15 protein-coding genes are annotated in these 18,914 nt (G+C 37.7%); 13 read left to right on the plus strand and 2 right to left on the minus strand.

Annotated elements, in window-relative coordinates; all coding sequences use genetic code 11:
- The first annotated feature begins 10 nt into the window (after nt 1-10).
- From O0236_RS01770 to O0236_RS01815, 10 genes are all read left to right on the plus strand, one after another.
- A complete protein-coding gene (locus O0236_RS01770) occupies nt 11-1,510 on the plus strand; it encodes a hypothetical protein (protein ID WP_268912466.1) in 1,500 nt (499 codons plus the stop codon).
- Nucleotides 1,507-3,063 carry a hypothetical protein gene (locus tag O0236_RS01775; RefSeq protein WP_268912467.1) on the plus strand — a complete coding sequence of 519 codons (1,557 nt, stop codon included), beginning with the start codon at nt 1,507-1,509 and terminating at the stop codon, nt 3,061-3,063. The genes O0236_RS01770 and O0236_RS01775 overlap by 4 nt, the downstream gene beginning before the upstream one ends.
- 15 nt (nt 3,064-3,078) lie before the next feature.
- Nucleotides 3,079-4,344: a glycosyltransferase family 2 protein gene (locus O0236_RS01780; protein ID WP_268912468.1), complete on the plus strand. Its 1,266-nt coding sequence runs from the start codon at nt 3,079-3,081 to the stop codon at nt 4,342-4,344.
- Nucleotides 4,289-6,400 (plus strand): cellulose biosynthesis cyclic di-GMP-binding regulatory protein BcsB, encoded by a 2,112-nt coding sequence (locus tag O0236_RS01785; protein WP_329608896.1) that lies wholly within the window; start codon nt 4,289-4,291, stop codon nt 6,398-6,400. Before O0236_RS01780 ends, O0236_RS01785 begins: the two co-directional genes overlap by 56 nt.
- Nucleotides 6,393-7,253 (plus strand): GGDEF domain-containing protein, encoded by an 861-nt coding sequence (locus tag O0236_RS01790; protein ID WP_268912470.1) that lies wholly within the window; start codon nt 6,393-6,395, stop codon nt 7,251-7,253. Before O0236_RS01785 ends, O0236_RS01790 begins: the two co-directional genes overlap by 8 nt.
- An 11-nt stretch (nt 7,254-7,264) precedes the next feature.
- Complete coding sequence (locus tag O0236_RS01795) at nt 7,265-8,413, plus strand: glycosyl hydrolase family 8 (RefSeq protein WP_268912471.1); 1,149 nt, start codon at nt 7,265-7,267, stop codon at nt 8,411-8,413.
- A 107-nt stretch (nt 8,414-8,520) separates the two neighbouring features.
- Nucleotides 8,521-9,201, plus strand: a complete 681-nt coding sequence (locus O0236_RS01800; protein ID WP_268912472.1) for an EAL domain-containing protein — start codon at nt 8,521-8,523, stop codon at nt 9,199-9,201.
- Nucleotides 9,202-9,217: 16 nt separating this feature from the next.
- Nucleotides 9,218-10,567, plus strand: a complete 1,350-nt coding sequence (locus tag O0236_RS01805; RefSeq protein ID WP_268912473.1) for an FAD-dependent oxidoreductase — start codon at nt 9,218-9,220, stop codon at nt 10,565-10,567.
- A gap of 25 nt (nt 10,568-10,592) precedes the next feature.
- Nucleotides 10,593-11,717 carry a GGDEF domain-containing protein gene (locus tag O0236_RS01810; RefSeq protein ID WP_268912474.1) on the plus strand — a complete coding sequence of 375 codons (1,125 nt, stop codon included), beginning with the start codon at nt 10,593-10,595 and terminating at the stop codon, nt 11,715-11,717.
- Nucleotides 11,718-12,039: 322 nt separating this feature from the next.
- A complete protein-coding gene (locus tag O0236_RS01815) occupies nt 12,040-13,449 on the plus strand; it encodes an amino acid permease (RefSeq protein ID WP_268912475.1) in 1,410 nt (469 codons plus the stop codon).
- 116 nt (nt 13,450-13,565) lie between these two features.
- Here O0236_RS01815 and O0236_RS01820 read toward each other — a convergent pair whose 3' ends face one another.
- The gene (locus tag O0236_RS01820) at nt 13,566-14,441 is read right to left on the minus strand and encodes a DMT family transporter (RefSeq protein WP_268912476.1); all 876 of its coding nucleotides are present in this window, start codon (nt 14,439-14,441) and stop codon (nt 13,566-13,568) included.
- Nucleotides 14,442-14,673: 232 nt separating this feature from the next.
- The gene (locus tag O0236_RS01825; RefSeq protein WP_268912477.1) at nt 14,674-15,855 is read right to left on the minus strand and encodes an MFS transporter; all 1,182 of its coding nucleotides are present in this window, start codon (nt 15,853-15,855) and stop codon (nt 14,674-14,676) included.
- A 134-nt stretch (nt 15,856-15,989) separates the two neighbouring features.
- Between O0236_RS01825 and O0236_RS01830 the strand changes: the two genes are divergently transcribed.
- The 3 genes from O0236_RS01830 to O0236_RS01840 all read left to right on the plus strand — a co-directional run bounded on the left by O0236_RS01830 (nt 15,990) and on the right by O0236_RS01840 (nt 18,845).
- The gene (locus tag O0236_RS01830) at nt 15,990-16,364 is read left to right on the plus strand and encodes a winged helix-turn-helix transcriptional regulator (RefSeq protein ID WP_268912478.1); all 375 of its coding nucleotides are present in this window, start codon (nt 15,990-15,992) and stop codon (nt 16,362-16,364) included.
- A 157-nt stretch (nt 16,365-16,521) separates the two neighbouring features.
- Nucleotides 16,522-17,052 carry a MarR family winged helix-turn-helix transcriptional regulator gene (locus tag O0236_RS01835; RefSeq protein WP_268912479.1) on the plus strand — a complete coding sequence of 177 codons (531 nt, stop codon included), beginning with the start codon at nt 16,522-16,524 and terminating at the stop codon, nt 17,050-17,052.
- 26 nt (nt 17,053-17,078) lie between these two features.
- On the plus strand, nt 17,079-18,845 hold the full coding sequence (locus O0236_RS01840) for an ABC transporter ATP-binding protein (RefSeq protein ID WP_268912480.1): 1,767 nt from the start codon (nt 17,079-17,081) through the stop codon (nt 18,843-18,845).
- The last annotated feature ends 69 nt before the right edge of the window (nt 18,846-18,914 follow it).

The raw sequence follows: 18,914 nt of genomic DNA on the forward strand, positions 1-18,914 counted from the left end.
GGACATGGATTTGAGTTCGTCAAAATTTATAGATTCATGGCGGCAAATCAAGCTAAAAGGTCAGCAAGCTCTGGGCCTGATTATTAAATATTGCTCGCCAGCAACTTTAACAGCCATTATTTGTGGGGTAATGGGAATTTATCTATTATTAATTGCACCAATTCATGGTTACGCTGATAATGGAGATTTTAATAGAGTTTTAAATGGTAACAATTTGTATGCGCTGAAGGGCTCAAATTCTCAGTATGTGGTCACTCAATATGGTATTAAGCAGTATTATAACGATTTGGGTAGCGGGGTTTGGAAAACTCAGAGCTTCTTTATTCAGTTAGCCATATTGATTAATAAGATGTTTTTCAGTACGCATATATTCGATATTAGATTTTTAGGACTGGTTTATTTGATAGCCTACATTGCTAGTATCTATATGTTTACAAAGTCTCTAGTACCAGGCAGGCGCTCGATGGGAGCTTATGTCTTTGCGATATTAGTGGGAATTGTTGCTGGTGACTCAGCTTTTCTAATGTACTTTAATTCATTCTATCCTCAAGCTACGACATTGATTTTCTTAGTGTTGGCTGTAGCACTGCTAATTTATATTCCACAGTTACATGGCAGAAAATTGTTTGCGGCAGTCATTGGTTATTTTATTGCAGTATTCCTATTGATAATGGGCGACTATTCTGTTGCTCCTTTAGGTGTGGTGTTTGCGATTGCTTCGGCTGGTTTGTTCTTCTTGCCACGAATTAGATATCAAAGGTGGTATCTGGGTGCTGGAGTGGCCATGATTTTAATAACCAGTGGTATTTCGACAACGATGTTGACTCCGGAAGAACAGATGGTTAACAAATTCCAATCGTTCACTAAGGGAGTTTTAGCAAATAATGATGATCCAATTTCTAGCTTGAGTAATGCAAGCTTGAACAAACAATTTATTTTAATGAAGGATCAGGATTATTTTCCGACGGATTACACAGCATTAAAACCTGATTCTAAGTATGTTCAGCATAACTTGATTGATAAATATAATACTTTTTGGTTGGTCGATTATTACGGTAATCATCTGAAGCAATTAGGAACCTCTTTGAATGATGTGGCTAAGAATATGATGGTGGTGCAAGTTTCTGCATTGGGAAATTACACAAAGGGACACGGTCGAGCATTGCAACAGTTCAGTTTCTTCACTCTTTATAGTCAATTGTCTAGTACCTTTTATCCTAAAAAATATGCATTTAATGTCATGATTGGTTTGACATTAGGCATTATTTATTTGGTTGGTATGTATAACAACTTTAAAAGTCGTAAAGAAATTGCCGGCATAATGAAGTTTTTCTTGATAGTCGGATTAATGATCGGTACGATGATTTTACCTCTGACGACCCTGTTAACGTTTGGTGAAACCAATTTGTCACAACATATGTTGCCAGTTTCATTTAGTTTAGATTTAGTTTATCTGATCTTAATTGCTGATGTGATTAGAAAGAAACTTTGGAAAGGAACGAGTCAATGAAGAATAAATTAAATACGATATTAATTATATTTGGTTTATTTTTTGGCCTGACCTGGTTTTCTCAGTCCGCCAAAGCGGCGACCAATCCCAAAGTCCTGCTAGCATATGATTCGCAAAATGTCGTAAAAAAGGGTAATCGTAGAATTGATGCACTACAAAGGTTGTTGACTAGCTTGAACATTAAAGTCGATACGGTTAGGATGAATGACTACCATAAGGGAATGCTGAGTAAAGAAAAGTACACCGGCGTTATCACAATGGTCAATTGGGCTGGTAGTCACCAATCTAATACACAGTTTGATTCCGACCGAAATAAATATTCCGGAATTAAGCTCCACGTCGGTGAAGGAATATCTAATGCCGAGGCTCGGCAACTGAAACTGAAAACTGTAACGGTGTATCATCAACAGTTTGCGATTCAAAATGATCGAGGATCTAGCCAACCTATTCCTTTCAGCAGCTCAATTAAGCTGGCACGGAAGCTGCCAAAATCAGCGAAAGTTTTCGGAAACCTAGTAACGCAAACTAGTAATCATACTCGTTATCCTTACGGTATTATTAATGGGAGGCGAGGCTATTTACCACGTTTTGATAGTAGCGGGTTAAGCTTTTTGATTGCCGGTGAACTAATTGCGAAGCTGTTTGATCGGTCATTAAGTCAACCGCCAGTGTTAACAATTATCGGAATCACTCCTTATAGTGACCTGACTAAACTTAATCAGTTGAGTAATCAGCTATATCAAGCCGGAATTCCATTTGTTGTCAGCACCACCAGCGTGAACGATATAACTAACTATCAGGCATTTGCTAAATTCACTAACAGCCTGAGATTAGTCGAACAGCGCGGAGGGGTTGTGTTTTTAAAAACTCCCACGACGATACAACCTGGCTCCGGTAGTGGCGCGGAACTTAGCAGCATTATTCAAAATAATTTGGTTTCATTGGGGCAACAGAACGTATTTCCAGTGGGCGTAACCGCTGAAAATTACTGGAATCAAGATGTAGTGTATCGAAATAATGCGTTGAATATTGCCAATACGCGAATTCTCTTGGCTGACCCCAATGAATTCAGTTACGCGGATCAGGATAATCGAGCTGGAATTAGTCAAACAAGTTTTTATGGAGTTCCTATAAATCAGTTCACTGATGTGCACCAGTTAACTAAGGCTTCATGGCCGATGCCAGTTGCAATCACCACCTCATTGCCTAACAAGGCACTTGGCATTAAAAGACTAATTAGTAAGATCAATCAACTAAATATTAATTTATTTGATCCTTTGACTAGTGCTAAGGCAATGAAAATTTCCGGTGGTGCGGTTCAATTTAGTCAACAGGGCGGTAACTATTATTTAAATAACAGTCCGGTCGAGATCACTAAACCACAAAATGATGTTTATCAAAATATCCCAACTCAAAAGATTTCACCTATCAATAAGTTTTTTAAAACCCAATCAAATGTAATGCTGGTTTTGTTCAGTGTTATTCTGATTATTTTTATTGTCTTCATCTGGATAGGTCGACGAATCTATCGGCGGATGTTTACCGAAGAATAAGCGAAGGAGTTATCAATGTCGGTTTTAGATTTTTTTCTATTAATTGCAGTGCTGTCGATTTGGTTGATTTTAATTGTTAACCTGATTTTGACGATTGCTGGATATACGTACTATTTAAAATGGAGTAAAACTCCTACACCACAATTACCAGAAAATCCTGAGGATGTGCCCTTTGTTTCGATTCTGGTTCCTGCTCATAACGAAGGAATAGTTATTGTTAAAACAGTTCAGGCTTTACTTAACTTTGATTATCCTCATGATCGGTATGAAGTAATTGTGATAAATGATAATTCAAGCGACAATTCAGCTGAACTGTTGGCTGGGTTACAGGATTTGTACAAAGGCCGAAATTTAGAAGTTATTAACACTGATAAGACCAATGGCGGTAAGGGCAAATCCAATGCACTTAATATTGCACTGAATACCAGGGCCCGCGGTTCACTAATCTCGATTTATGATGCTGATAATACTCCTGAATCAGGAGCGTTACGCATACTGGTTGCCCAGTTACTACAAAATGATAAGACTGGAGCGGTAATCGGAAAGTTTCGGACTAGAAATAAGAATGCATCATTACTTACTAGATTTATTAATGTCGAAACGTTATCGTTTCAATGGATGGCGCAGGCAGGTAGACAACAGTTGTTTGGCTTGTGTACGATTCCAGGAACCAATTACGTTATTCGTCGAGATCTCTTGGAAGCCATCGGTGGCTGGGATGAGAAGGCTTTGGCCGAGGATACCGAAATTAGTTTTCAGGTGTATCGTCGGGGTTATCACATTCGCTTTCAACCACGAGCAGTTACGTGGGAACAAGAACCGCAAACACTGGACGTTTGGTTCCATCAACGAACACGATGGGTTAAGGGAAATATCTACGTAATTTTGAAGAATGCTAAATTGCTATTTGATCCTAAATCAGTGCGAATTCGATTTGATCTATTTTATTTTATGGCTGTGTATTTCTTATTGATGACATCATTGATTTTGTCAGATACAGTCTTTGTTCTCTCGGTTTCTGGAGTGGTTCATTCCAATCTGCAAGGTTTTAGCAATTCAGTTTGGGCATTTGCGATTCTGTTATTTGTTTTAAGTACGTTTGTAACGGTCCTAACCGAGAAGGGGGAAATGACCTTCTCAAATTTATTAATAATATTACTTATGTACGCCGTTTATAGCCAAATGTGGCTTGCTGTGGCCGTACATGGAATGGTGGGGTATATTCGTGAACAAGTCTTTCATCAACAAGCCAAATGGTATAAAACAAAACGATATAAGTAAGTTACTTGCGTTGTTTATTGCAGTGGTCATGATTTTGTTAGGGGGCCTGACAGCACAATCTGCCAAAGGAGCCACTTCAACATACACTGAACCATTTCAAAATACGACGACTAGTTTGTCAGGAAGTTCAGTTCAGACAAATATGTATTTCGTTAAGATGGGTTATTGGGATGTCAAAAAGGCGACATTTAACCTTAGTTTTCAAATTTCTCAGCTTAATGATCAAAAATCATCCGATATTACTGTAATGATCAATGGTACTAAATTTTATTCATTCAAGCCTAAGAACAATAGTGGCATTCAAAATCGTCAAATTGAAATTCCTAAAAAATTGATTTCTGGTACGAATAATCTGCAAATTATGGGCCAAATTACTAATAAAAATAGTAACCAAGCTGTTTCAACACCAGCAAATTGGCTCACGATTTACAGTGGTGCCAACGTGAACTTTGAATATGGTTTGGCGCCTGCCAAGAATTCAATCAAGTCATTCTACGATTATTTTACTGGTGCCGATACTATCAGTAACCAATCAGCTGTGGTGGCTACAGCAAATAAACCAGATAATAATGAATTAACATCAAGTGCAACGGCTTTGTCTGGTCAAGCTCGAACCATCACCACTGCTGATGAAGAGTTACCGATTGTGACTTTGAATGATAAAAAGTATGACCAGGCCAGATATCGGATGATCGTGGCTAAGTATGATCACTTGCCTGATAATTTAAAGAAGGCAGTTAGGCGACAAGGACTTGATCAAAAAGCCGTGCTACAACGAGTAAATGACGGTGATCATAATGATCTGGTAGTCACATCTAACAATAATGAGTTATTGACTCGGGCTGCTAAATTTGTGGCAAACTCAGAATTAATGAGTGAAACTGCTTCAGATGAAAAAACGGTCACTGATCAAACCAACACCAATACATCTGTGTTGCAATATCAGGGACGCTATCAGCTGACGAATCAAGATGTGCAATTAACGGGTGCTAATCATCATGAACAGGCATTTTTCGTTAACTTGCCAGTCGATAGAACTAATGCCAATGGTTCTAAGATAAAGATTAATTATAAGTATGCTAAAAATTTGGATTTCAATAATTCGTTGATTACTGTGTACGTTAATAATCAAGCAATTGGTAGTAAGAAACTTACTATGCAACGAGCCAATGGTGATTCAGTAACTGTTTCTTTGCCAAAAGACAAGCCCTTAGGGAACAGTTTTACTATTCGCGTGGCTTTTGATTTACAGTTGAAGAAAAATGCTGATAGTAACGCAGAGACACCTTGGGCAACTGTCGATAGCGATTCCGAAGCAGATATTAAGTCAGAACCGCAAAACGATTTATTATTCAAAAATTACCCAAGCATGTTTCTTAAGAACGGGGCCTTTAATAATTTGGCGATTGTCCGCCCTAAAGACATGACTGCCAATGATTTTAAAACTTTTACTAACATTGTTAATTTGATTGGTAACTATACACAATCCAACATGGGTGATTTAAAAGTTTATGATAACAAGCCTAGTTCATCCACTTTGGAAAATGCCAATGTGGTGGCCTTTGGTACTCCAGATCAAAATAATTTAATTAAACGATTAAATTCCAAATTGTATTTTAAATTCGATAACGGGTTCGACCACTTTTTATCTAACGAAAAGTTAAGCATCGAAAGTGGTTATGGTCACAATATTGGAACTGATCAATTGATCCGATCACCATATAATAAGCAACGGGGGATGTTGATTATTACTGCTGCTAAGCCAGAAGATGTCTTTATAGCATCTACTCAAATCAGTGACCAAAAAAATATTCAACAGTATCAAAACACTGATGGAATATTGGTAGATCAAGATAACAATCACTATAGTTATCGCTTTAAAAAGGTTGCAGCAATTAACTCACAACAAAATATTAGTCACACGATCAGCAAGAATTCACAGCTATTAATATACTTAGGACTTGCTGTATTCGTTGCCACCATTATTGCTGTGGTTGGATTTATGTTGCTCCGAAAGAATGGACTATTGAAGATAGGAGATAATAAACATGAATGATGATGCGCGAAACAATCTTTTATCTGACATATATTTATTAGCCTTTCTAGCTTTGATGGGATTAACCGCATTACTAATGAGCTTTACCGGTAATGTTATATTGAATACCATTTATATGGCACTAACGATCCTATCAATTATAATTACGTATTTTTACGGAATTTACGCTGGCTTTGTTGAAAATCTTGTGTTTATTTTTCTTCAGGTAATTGCGATGTTTTATATTCATGGAGTTAACCCTGAACATTTACCAATAAGTTTAGTATTCTGGTTGATCATGCCAATGTTGTTATCAGGCTGTGTTTACCAGATGACTACTAAGCAACGAGAAATTCAATCCTCTAATAATAACTTGCGAAAAGCAATTGCGGAGCAAGGAGCTTTTGATACTGAAACAAACTTAAGAACCACAATTGCCTACGTCCAAGATGCTAACGTATTTATTGAAACTAACCGCAGATTTAATTTACCAGTCTCAACAATTATTATTCGAATTCGTTACTACGAAGAATTAAAGAGAATGATGAGTGTGGAGCAGCAACGATTCTTACTAGAAATTACTTCAAATGTCATTACTCGTTCAACTCGTGAAAATGATGTCACATATTATTTGAATAATGAGTTGCCTACTTGGGGAATTTTGGTTTACACAGATTCTGATGGTGCCAAGATTGCTGCTGAGCGAATCAAAGAGAATTTCCAGAAGAACTTGGCCACCAATGAACAATTGAATGGATTAAATATTTCCTTGGCTATCGGAATCTCAATGTGGAATGCTGATGAAATGAACAGTCCATATGACTTGATCGATGGCGGAGTGAAGGAAATCGAATATGATGTGCCAGCATCATAAGGTGAGTAAAGATGAAAAAGATAATTAAGCTATTATTACTTTGTTGTGGCTGCTTATTTATCACTGCCTGTGGCTCCAACAAGCAAGTTCAAGTTAACGTGCCTGACCAACAAACTAATAAGAATGTTTTACCGAAATATCAGCTGAGGGTTACTAAGACAGATGTAAAACGTTCCAATCAGTTAAGGGATTTTATTCAAAATAACTTGTTGGTCAAAAAAGGAATCTACACAAATCTAAATAATCATAAACAATCGACTGAATACGCGACCGGTCATGAAATGTTGAGTGAGTCTTCAGGTATGTGGTTGACCTATTTAGCGCTATCCAAGCAGAATGAATCGTTCCATCAATTCTTAAGTCAAACCAATAAGACCTTTGGTCAGGGAAGTCAGTACAGTTATCGATACGATCCTGATGCAGATAAACAGGCGGATGTTAATGCGACTTTGGATGATTTGAGAATCCTGCGTTCTATGGTTATTTATGATGCAGTAAGCAAGACCACTCATTACCAAAAAGTTGCTGCCAGAAAGTTTGCCGAACTGAGTCAAAATGTTATTAAAAATGGCCAGTTAACTAACTTCTATGATTTAAAGTTACAAAAAGGAACGGATAATGGGTCACTGGCTTACTTTGATTTAAAGACTTTAAAGTACTTTGAATCAGCGACAAAAAAAGGCCGAAAAGAATATCAACATCAGCTGCGAGTGCTGGAACATGGCTATCTTGGGGATGTTTTCCCACTTTATGCAGCAAGTTATGATTGGAAAACTAAGCAGTACTCACAAAAGGCGTTGAACGGTTCTGAAGCATTGGAAGTTTTATTGCATTTGGCTGAAGTTGGTAAACTCAAAAAGACGAGTTTGAATTGGTTAAGGTTACAAGTCGATCAACATCAGCTCGCCAATACTTATACTGTTACCGGCCAAATCGTTGATAAGAATCAGTCACCAGCCAATTATGGGTTAGCAGCGATGGTTTTTGCTAATGTTCATGACCAGGAATACTACCAAAAGGCAATGAAGATTGTTTGGCAATCTCAAGTCAATGAACCGTCTTCTAAGTTAAATGGTGGTATCGGTATTGTTAAAACAAATGAATTTTATTCGTATAATAATTTAGTTTCTTTATTAGCTTCACAAATGGGAAATCATTGATAATGCACGCTATTTAGTATTGTTAAAGGCCTTAAGTGTTAATATAATAGTGTGTGAGTTAATTAAGTTAAACGTTTTAAAATAAGGCCTTTTAAAGGAGTATTAACATGTACCGTTATTTTATTCAACCGCAGCTAAATAAGTTCACGAACTCGCTAATTGGCTACGAGTTGTTAATGAAAAAATTCGTAGGTGACCATTGGGAGCCGCCGGTTAGATTTGCTGATATTCCTGCAGATGTTATCGCAGACGTTTTATTAGCTACTTCCAAAAAATTGGCATTGAAAATTGGATCAGTTTCATTGAATTTAAATCGTACTCAGATGATGGACCCAGCAATTAATCGGGCAGTTAGTGAAGCTCAGGATATTCTGCGACCAATGAGGGTGAATATTGAATTAACTGAGGAGCCCTCAGACAAAGGCATTACAGTTGCAGATATGGAACCACATTTTAAAGTGTTTGAAGAACGGGGAATGGAATTATGTATTGATGATGTTGGAACAGGGGAAAACCAACTTGATCGAATTGCAGAATTAATTCCATATTCATCAGAAGTCAAATTTGCGTTACAAAATTTTGATAAACCATTTAGTGATCCTCAAATCCAAGAAAAAGTTAAGTTTTGGCATCAAATAGCAATTGATAATAAGTTGAGATTCATCCTTGAAGGAATTGAAAATAAAGAAGATGATGAAATCGCAACGTCACTTGAAATTGACTTAAGACAAGGATATTACTACGGCGCACCACATTTGCTACGTATTGAAAGTGATGATCCAAGGTGATTATGGGAGTGGAAAGATGAAAGTTGTTATAGTTGGCTGTACTCATACGGGGATTGCAGCAATTAATGAAATTACTAAACGTTACCCGGATGTAGAAGTTGTGGTATATGAGCGCCATAACAATGTGTCATTCCTTTCTAGTGGAGTGCCACTTTATTTAAGCGGCATGGTTGATAAGCTAGAAACAATGTGTTATTCCAGCCCTGAAGAATTGGCTAAGACTGGCGCTAAAATAAACATTAATCATGATGTTTTAAAGGTTGATTCAGAAACAAAGACAATTACAGTTGAAAACTTAGAGACAAGAAAGATTTTTACAGATGCATACGATAAGCTGATCATGGCAACTGGGTCATATGTACCATTGCCACCAATTTATGGTGTAGATGATTCCCGAGTTTTGTTGTGTAAAGATTATAACCAAGCCAGAGCAATCCATGAGACCGCTAAAAACAATCACAGAATTGCAATCATTGGTGGTGGGTATGTTGGAGTTGAACTCGCCGAAGGTTACACTTCAACTGGACATGAGGTTACTATCATCCAGTCTAATGAACAATTGCTAAATAATTACGTTGACCCAGATACATCAGATTATGTCGTAAATTTATTGAGAGAGAATGGGGCTGACGTTCGATTAGGTGAACGTTGTCAATCTTTTGAAAATAGTGAAGATACTAATGAAGTAGTTGTCGAGACAGACAAGAGGGCTTATAATGTGGACTTGGCAATCGTTTGCACAGGCTTCTTAGCAAATACTGATTTGTTGCAAGGCCAAGTTGATATGACTCGTGAAGGAGCCATTATAGTTGACGATTATATGCGAAGCTCTAATCCTGATATCTACGCTGCTGGCGACGCTAGTGTCCAGCATTTTAATCCGGATGATGACAATGAATCATATATTCCATTGGCTACTAATGCTATCCGTCAAGGAGCTCTTGCGGGCATTAACATTTTAGGTAATGTTCAAAAATCAATGGGGACTCAAGCCACATCGGCTCTTATGATTTATGGTTATACGATCGCTTCTACTGGATTAACATTGAGAAATGCCTTACGTAAGGGATTGAACGCAACTTCGGTTACTTGGGAAGACGATTATCGTCCTGATTATATGCCTTCGACTGAAAAACTGACTATCAAATTGGTTTATGATCGTGATTCACGACGAGTATTAGGAGCACAGCTGATTAGTAAGTATGAGGTGGCGCAATCAGCAAATGCGATTTCGATAGTTATTCAAAATCGTAACACAATTGACGAACTAGCGTACATTGACATGTTGTATAATCCCCACTATGATCAGCCATTTAATTATTTGAATTTAGTTGCTCAACAAGCGGTGGATAAAGAATTAAGTTAGGACGAATTTAGATTGAGGTATTTGTATGACGAATCATTCATGGTTATTGTCCCCACTGATGACAAGCGTGTTTTTTGTATTAGGAGTAGCACTTTTTTTTCAAGTAATCATGCAAATGCTGGCCTTGAATTATGCAAAAACTGAGTGGTCCGTTACCACTTTTGAGCGAATTCAAAGAATAATTAGTATTTTGTATTTTGGCATTATTGCCGTAATCTTAGAGGTGAACAGCTTTCACAATGTAGGCAGTGGAGGATTTGTTAATTTTCGTATTCTGTTAGTTATTTATATCATGGCGTATTTAGGACAGGTTGAAGGATTGTCGGTACTGATGATTAGTTTGATTTCCTATATTACCCTTAGGGGAATTAGTGCTAATACACCAGTATTTATTGCAATTTTTCTTGGAGGATACGTAATTTTTGCATATTTTGTTAAGTTATTACAATTGAAAAAAATTAAGATGTTAACTTGGTTGATAAGCGTTAACGTTGTGGTAATTGCATATTGGTTTTGGCTCAGTGGTGGTACGTTTACAAATACGAATATGTGGTATCAAATTTTTGCTTTTATGATAACGAGTGGTTGCCTTAGCTTTGAACTGACTCAAATTATGACAGACAATAATGAAATTATTATGATTTCTCGACAGGCAAGGACGGACTATTTAACAGGGTTAAAGAATGATGGGGCATTCACTAAGGATCTTTCCTATGCTATAGAAAATGCCGGTAATGATGGTAATTCTTTGCATTTGATGGCTTTAGATATTGACCATTTTAAAATGATTAATGATCAGCATGGTCACTTGGCAGGTAACAAAATTTTGTCTTTTGTTGGGTGGTCATTCAAACAAATCACCAATGGTATTCCTGGGGTGGAATGCTATAGAGTTGGTGGTGAAGAATTTGACATTATTTTTAGGAATGTCCATATTCATGATGTTGAAGAGATAGCCCGTGAAATTAATCAGCAAATACAAATTGCAGAAATTGAATATAAAGGGGTATCTATTCCAATTACAGTTTCAATTGGGATCGCGAAAAAGCATGCGAATGATAATAGCGATGACCTGTATGAGCGTGCGGATAAGATGTTGTATGAGTCTAAACGCAATGGTCGTAACCGAATTACTTCTGATAACGATTAGAGAGATACAAGAAAGCTGTTAAATAACAAAGTTTGCGAGTAAAAAAATAAATTTCAAAATTTGTTTGTAATTATTAGAATTTAATGATAAACTTACTAACTAAGAAATAAGGAGGTCATAATTATGAAAATTAAGATTAATGACGTACATAAATTTAATGGAACAGTGACCTCCACCTCAACCACCATTATGCCTGGTTGAGTATTTTAAAGTGCCTGTAAATTATCATTAAAAACACAAGCCACTCAATCAGATTGCATTACGATTTCCGTAGTACTAAATCTGGTTGGGTGGTTTTTATTATGCGAGGAGAGATTGACATATGGATAAGAAGGAATCAGAACCACAGTTAAAAAGATCGTTGTCGTCAAATCAAATGCAAATGATTGCTCTTGGAGGAACCATTGGAGTTGGATTATTCATGGGTTCGACTGCAACGATTAAGTGGACTGGCCCATCAGTCCTGTTGGCGTACGGCTTTGCAGGATTTATTTTATACTTAGTAATGCGTGCCCTGGGGGAAATGATTTACATTAATCCTGGCACTGGTTCATTTGCTGATTACGCTACAAATTATATTCATCCGTTAGCAGGGTACTTAACTATGTGGAGTAATATTTTCCAATTCATAGTTGTTGGAATTAGTGAAGTTATCGCAGTTAGTCAGTATTTGAATTATTGGTGGCCTAATTTGCCTGGGTGGATATCCGGGTTAGTGGTAATCATCACTTTGACGTTGGCTAACCTAGTGTCAGCTAAGGCTTACGGAACTATCGAATTCTATTTTGCTTTAATCAAGGTAGTCACGATTATCTTGATGATTGTTGTCGGAATGATGGTAATCTTCTTGGGCTTTGGTAACAACTGGCATCCAATGGGATTAGCTAACTTGTGGCAAAATGGCGGTTTTTTCACTGGTGGCTTTAAAGGATTCTTCTTTGCACTTTCAATTGTTGTTGGTTCATATCAAGGAATAGAATTACTTGGAATCACTGCTGGAGAGGCTTCTAACCCACGTGAGGCTATCGTTACTTCAGTTAAGTCAATTGTTTGGCGGATATTGATTTTCTATATTGGAGCAATTTTTGTAATTGTAACTATTTATCCTTGGAACCAATTAGCCACTGTCGGTTCACCATTCGTTGAGACTTTCTCTAAGGTCGGAATTGCTGGAGCAGCTGGAATTATCAACTTTGTTGTTTTAACTGCTGCAATGTCAGGTACTAATTCAGGAATTTACAGTGCTAGTCGGATGTTGTACAAATTGTCTAAAGAAGGCCGAGTAGCTAAAATTTATAGCAAGCTCTCTCCACATAAGGTGCCATCCGTTGCGATTTTAGCAATTTCAGGAGGAATCTTAATCGGGATCATCTTAAACATCGTATTATCAGCATTTGGTGCCGCTCAAAACATCTTCGTGTTGGTTTACAGTTCAAGTGTGTTACCAGGAATGGTGCCATGGTTCGTAATCTTGATTTCCGAGTTAAGATTTAGACGTTCTAATCCCGAAGTCATCAAGATGCATCCATTTACGATGCCATTTTATCCAATTAGTAACTATATCGGTATCGCTTCGTTACTGATTATCGTTCTCTTCATGTTCATTAATCCCGATACTCGGGCATCAGTTAGTGTGGGTGCATTATTCTTAATTATTTTATCGATTCACTTCTGGTGGAAACACAGTAGAAGTAAACAAGCCCAACCAAAAGCACAACCAGATAATGATTAACAATCGTTATTACAATTAATAAGAGTTTAAAAAATGCCTCATAATGTTAGTCATCAAGATAACACTACGAGGCATTTTATTGTTGAAACATTTATAAGAACTATTAATTCAATTTCTTAATTATCGAAACGAATAGTTAACCATACGCTCAACAAAATCAATAATGACCCAATCAGAAATCCCCATGTTAAGGATTCGTTCAGGAATAGCCAACCTAGGATCGTGCCAACAATTGGTTGCCACAAAAAGAACAATCCCGAATTACTGGCACTAACTAAGGTTAGGCCATAATTCCAGAGGATAAAGGCGAATGCTGTCGAGACGATTCCCAAGTATAGTAGGGATAACAGAATAATTGGATTAGTTAAGTTAATCGTGGCCATACTATTTGGGTTTGCTATCACGAATGGGGTCAGACAGATAATTGCGACCAAGGTAGCGATTATCGTAATCTGTAGGGAACTATAGGTTTTAACTTTCTTGATCAATACCGACATTAGGGCCCACGTGAGTGCTGCCACGACCAGTAGCAGAATACCTTTGAAGATATGTTTACCGCTGATGTGAACACCCACGATTGCGATTACTCCGGCTGTTGCCATTAAGACCGCGATGATTTTAAATTTGTTTAAGCGTTCTTTTAAAAGTACCCAAGCAAAAATCAACATAAAAGTTGGTGTGGCTGACGTTATCACTGCGCCGGTTTGGGCATTCGATAACCATGTGCCAGTTTCTTGAGCGACGATGGAAATCGTATTGCCAATTAACCCAATCAGAACCACTAGAACTAAATCACGTTTGTTAATATGCCATTTTTCGCGTCTAATTAGTGAAAATAAAATCAACACAATGATGGCAATCAGGTACCGTGACCACACTAATTCGATTGGTGGGATGTACTTGACGACGATTTTGACAACTACGAACATGCCTCCCCAGATACTGGCAGCGACACTTAGAGCAATAGGACCGATAATGTTTTTAATTTTCATTTGTAATTTTTCCTCCGCATAGATTCTAAAGTTTAGAAATCATCAGCGGATGCAATCCGCTGATTAGCGAATTGCTGGAACATCACATTCATTTAATGGTGAATAGATCATATTAATTACCTCCTTGAATGAAGAATCATAGGTAATACGATAACGTATATTTAAAACAAAAACAACCACGTTCAGATGCGATTGCACTTGGCGTGATTGTTTTTTTCTTATCAATTAAGTCTTATCTAGTTTTCATGACGGATGCTAAACGAACGGTTAGCAGAATCGCAATTACTACCATGATAACTCCGAAAATAGGTGTCATGGCAACAGATAGGGTGGCAGTTACTTCACCACCAATGAAAGAGCCAAGTGTGATACCAATGTTAAAAGCGGAGATGTTTAAAGCAGAGGCTAGACCAATATCATTTGGTGTGAATTTTTCAGCTAATTGCACAATATATAGTTGAAGTCCGGGGACGTTCATAAAGGCAAACAAACCTAATAACATAACGGCAACTAAACCTAATACTGGTTGGTTAATAAAGATGAATAATAGTCCTAGCGTAATTGCTAAGCCAATGAACATTCTGATCAAAGCACTAAGTGGATTAGAATTTGCCAGACGACCACCAATAGTATTTCCGACGGCTACCATTAATCCATAAACGATTAAGATGATTACGACTGCGTTAGCACTAAAGTGCATGTATTTTTCTAGAATGGGAGTTAAGTACGTGTATGAAGTAAATGTACCACCATAACCAAGTGCAGTAATCAACAAAGCGAGGACGATTGGTTGATTTGTTAATACTCGTTTGAAACCTTTTAAATCCGGGCGGGTTTCTGGGTGAGGTAAATTATTAGGGATTAAGAAGAAGTTAGCAATTAAACCAATTAATCCGACAATTGCAATGAAAATGAATGACCAGTGCCATGAAAGATGTTGGCCAATAAAGGTTCCGAGCGGAACACCGGTAACAGTTGCGACAGTCAAGCCGGTAAACATAATGGCAATTGCGCTGGCTCGTTTATCCATCGGTACAACATCTGCAGCGATTAGAGATGAAACAGACATAAAGATACCATGAGCGAGGGCAGCAACGATTCTACCAAGTAGTAGGATCGCAAATGTTGGTGCGGTTGCAGCCAGCAAGTTACCAATAATAAATATTAGCATGATAGCCAACATTAGTTTCCGCCGATCCCAATTGGCAGTTAGCACAGTCAGGATGGGAGCACCAATAGTAATTCCTAGTGCATAGATAGAAACTGTTAAACCTGCTTGAGCAAGTGAGATATTGAAACTTTTGACGATAAGGGGCATAAGACCAACACTGATAAATTCAGTTGATCCAATCGCAAAAGCATTAATGGCTAATGCGGTCAATGTTAGTGCTGGTGAAATTCTTCGATTTTCCATTTGATTCCTCCATTAGGGTTGTGTTTTTAGCAAGTAATATGTATTATACGGGTACGGAGTTCTATAACAAGTACGTACTTTTTAGTGCTATAGGTACTTTTAGGTAATAAATTGATATATCAAGGGAGAAAAGCATGGACACAGTTGAAAAAACTTATAATATCGGTGTCGAAGCTACCATGGAGGTCATTGGTGGTAAGTGGAAACCAATCATCTTATGTCACTTACGTCATGGTGCCAAGCGAACCAGTGAATTAAAACGGGCAATTCCTAACATTACGCAGAAAATGTTGACACAACAGCTGCGTGAACTGGAACATGATCACATTGTTGATCGCCAGGTTTATAACCAAATTCCACCCAAGGTTGAGTATTCGTTGTCAGAGTATGGTGAATCATTAAGCTATATTTTGAATCAATTATGTACTTGGGGCGAACATCATATTGACCGACAAGTCGCAGATGGCGAGGAGATTCGTCTATTAAATCGTGATGACGTTATTAAATAAAACCATCCACTGATCAAGAATAAATTGGTCAGTGGATTTTTTTGATTATTTAGTTAGTTTGCGTTGACAATGCCTAACTAACGATTTAATATATTATCTTGTTAGTTAGGCAATGTTTTATCAACCTAAATAAATTTTAAAATAAGGAAGCAATGTTATGGCAGACAAAAATTTTATGGATGAATTAGGAGAGATGGTTACTAATCGCAGCTTTATGGGAACGGTGTTATTACATCTCCGTCAACAACAGCAAGACAACGCGCGTGGGAAATCCCGCATGTTACAAGCAATTAGCGAAAATGACGGTGTGACTAACTCACAACTATCAGAAATTCTAGATATTCGTCCTAGTTCAGTTAGTTTACAAGTTAAAGGACTAGAATTTGATGGTTTCATTGAACGTCGAGAAAGCCAAGAAGATAAACGAGTTTCGCTGATTTATATAACTAGCAAGGGTCGCCAAGCTCTTGAACAACAATCCGCAATCGTGGATGAATCAACGGAAAAGTTGATGAACTTGTTAACTGAGGATGAACAAGTGGAGTTGACGAGAATCCTGAAAAAATTAAATGATCAGTTATCTGACTTAGATGAAGATGATGAGATGTTTAATGGTCCGTTTGGTAACCAGCGTGGTTTCGGATTTCCACACGGTAGGTTTCCTGGCGGCAATCCATTTCGAAAATAACAATTAATTTTAGGAGATAAGTAATCATGCAACGTGGACCAATGACTGAACAAAGACCACGAGGTGGCCAATTTAATTTCAGATCTTTTATGCAGTTAATTCGCAAAACTAAGCCAATATATTGGCAACTATGGGTTGGATTGGTATTGAGTTTAATTGCAACGGGGATGCAACTTGCAGTTCCTAAGGCCGCTGAAAGTATGATCAACGGCTTTAAAAATGGAATTAGTGAACCGTTAATTATTGGAGTGATCGTTTTATTTTTGGTAAGTGCTCTGGTAAGTAGTTTATCTGGCTCACTTTTAGGATTCTTTGGTGAGAGTATCGTCAGTGAATTAAGAAAGTTGATCTGGAGTAAGTTGCTGAAGCTTAAAGTATCTTATTTTGATGAAACTAAGTCAGGTGAGATGACTTCCAGATTGATCAACGATTCTTCTCAAGTTAAGGAATTAGTCGCTAACTCCTTTCCCAATCTAGTTAGCGCATTGATCACTATTGTGGGTGCACTAGTGTTGATGGTAATGATGGACTGGAAAATGACGTTGATCATGGCATTGGCGATTCCATTAGTGATGGTGATTATGTTACCGATTGCTCAAAGAACTCGCCAAATCGGTCGCAGTCGCCAAGACGAGATGGCTAAGTTCAATGGTCAAGCAGACGAAACATTAAGCGAAATTCGCTTAGTTAAGTCTTCTGACGCTGAACCATATGAATCAAAATTAGGCTTTAAATCTATCAAATCTTTATATCAAATCGGCTTGAAAGAGGCCATCTATGATGCTATTTCTGGTCCTTTGATGACCACGGTCATGCTGGCATTGTTTGTTGGTGTGTTAGGATACGGAGCTGTTCGAGTATCCCAAGGCACTATGTCTTTGGGGAAGATGTTCTCGTTTTTTATGTATTTATTCCAATTAATGAGCCCAGCCATGATCCTTGGTCAATTTGTTTCCACACTTGGTAAAGCGAGTGGCTCAACTGAGCGAATTCAAGATTTATTAGCAGCACCTGAAGAAAAATTTGGTATTGGTGATGACGTTGATGTTGAAGGTAAGACCTTATCAATGGAACATGTTGATTTCGGCTATGATAATTCAACCCCAATTTTAAAAGACGTCAGTTTCACTGCTAAACCAAGTACTGTCGTGGCATTTGCTGGCCCTTCAGGAGGCGGGAAATCAACGATTTTTAGTCTGTTAGAGCGATTCTATCAACCAGATTTCGGTAAGATTAATATTGGTGACACAGATATTAATAATATCGATTTGAACTCTTGGCGAAAACAGATTGGATTTGTTAGTCAGGATTCAGCGATCAAAGCCGGCACGATTCGTGATAATTTAACATATGGGTTAACTGGAGAATATTCAGATGAACAATTGTGGAATGTTTTACAGTTAGCTTATGCAGATAAGTTTGTTCATGAAATGCCGGATGGCTTAGATACGCAAGTTGGTGAACGAGGAGTGAAGGTTTCTGGTGGCCAACGACAAAGAATCGCAATTGCCCGGGCCTTTCTCCGCGATCCTAAAATCCTAATGTTAGATGAGGCTACAGCTAGTCTTGATTCAGAATCAGAAGCGATGGTCCAAAAGGCTTTAGATCAGTTAATGAAGGGACGAACTACTTTAGTTATCGCCCATAGGCTTAGCACGATTGTGGGGGCCGATAATATTTACTTTATTGAACATGGTCAAGTTAGTGGTTCAGGAACACATTCTGAATTAGTTAAGAGCCATGAGTTATATAGAGAATATGTCGCAACACAGTTTGATGCTGCCACTAAATAAAAAGTACCGGTCACTAGTGAAGTTCATTAGTGGTCGGTATTTTTTGTGTTGGGCTATAATAAAATTAGG

This window comes from Lentilactobacillus sp. SPB1-3, assembly GCF_026913205.2.
GTDB lineage: Bacteria > Bacillota > Bacilli > Lactobacillales > Lactobacillaceae > Lentilactobacillus > Lentilactobacillus terminaliae.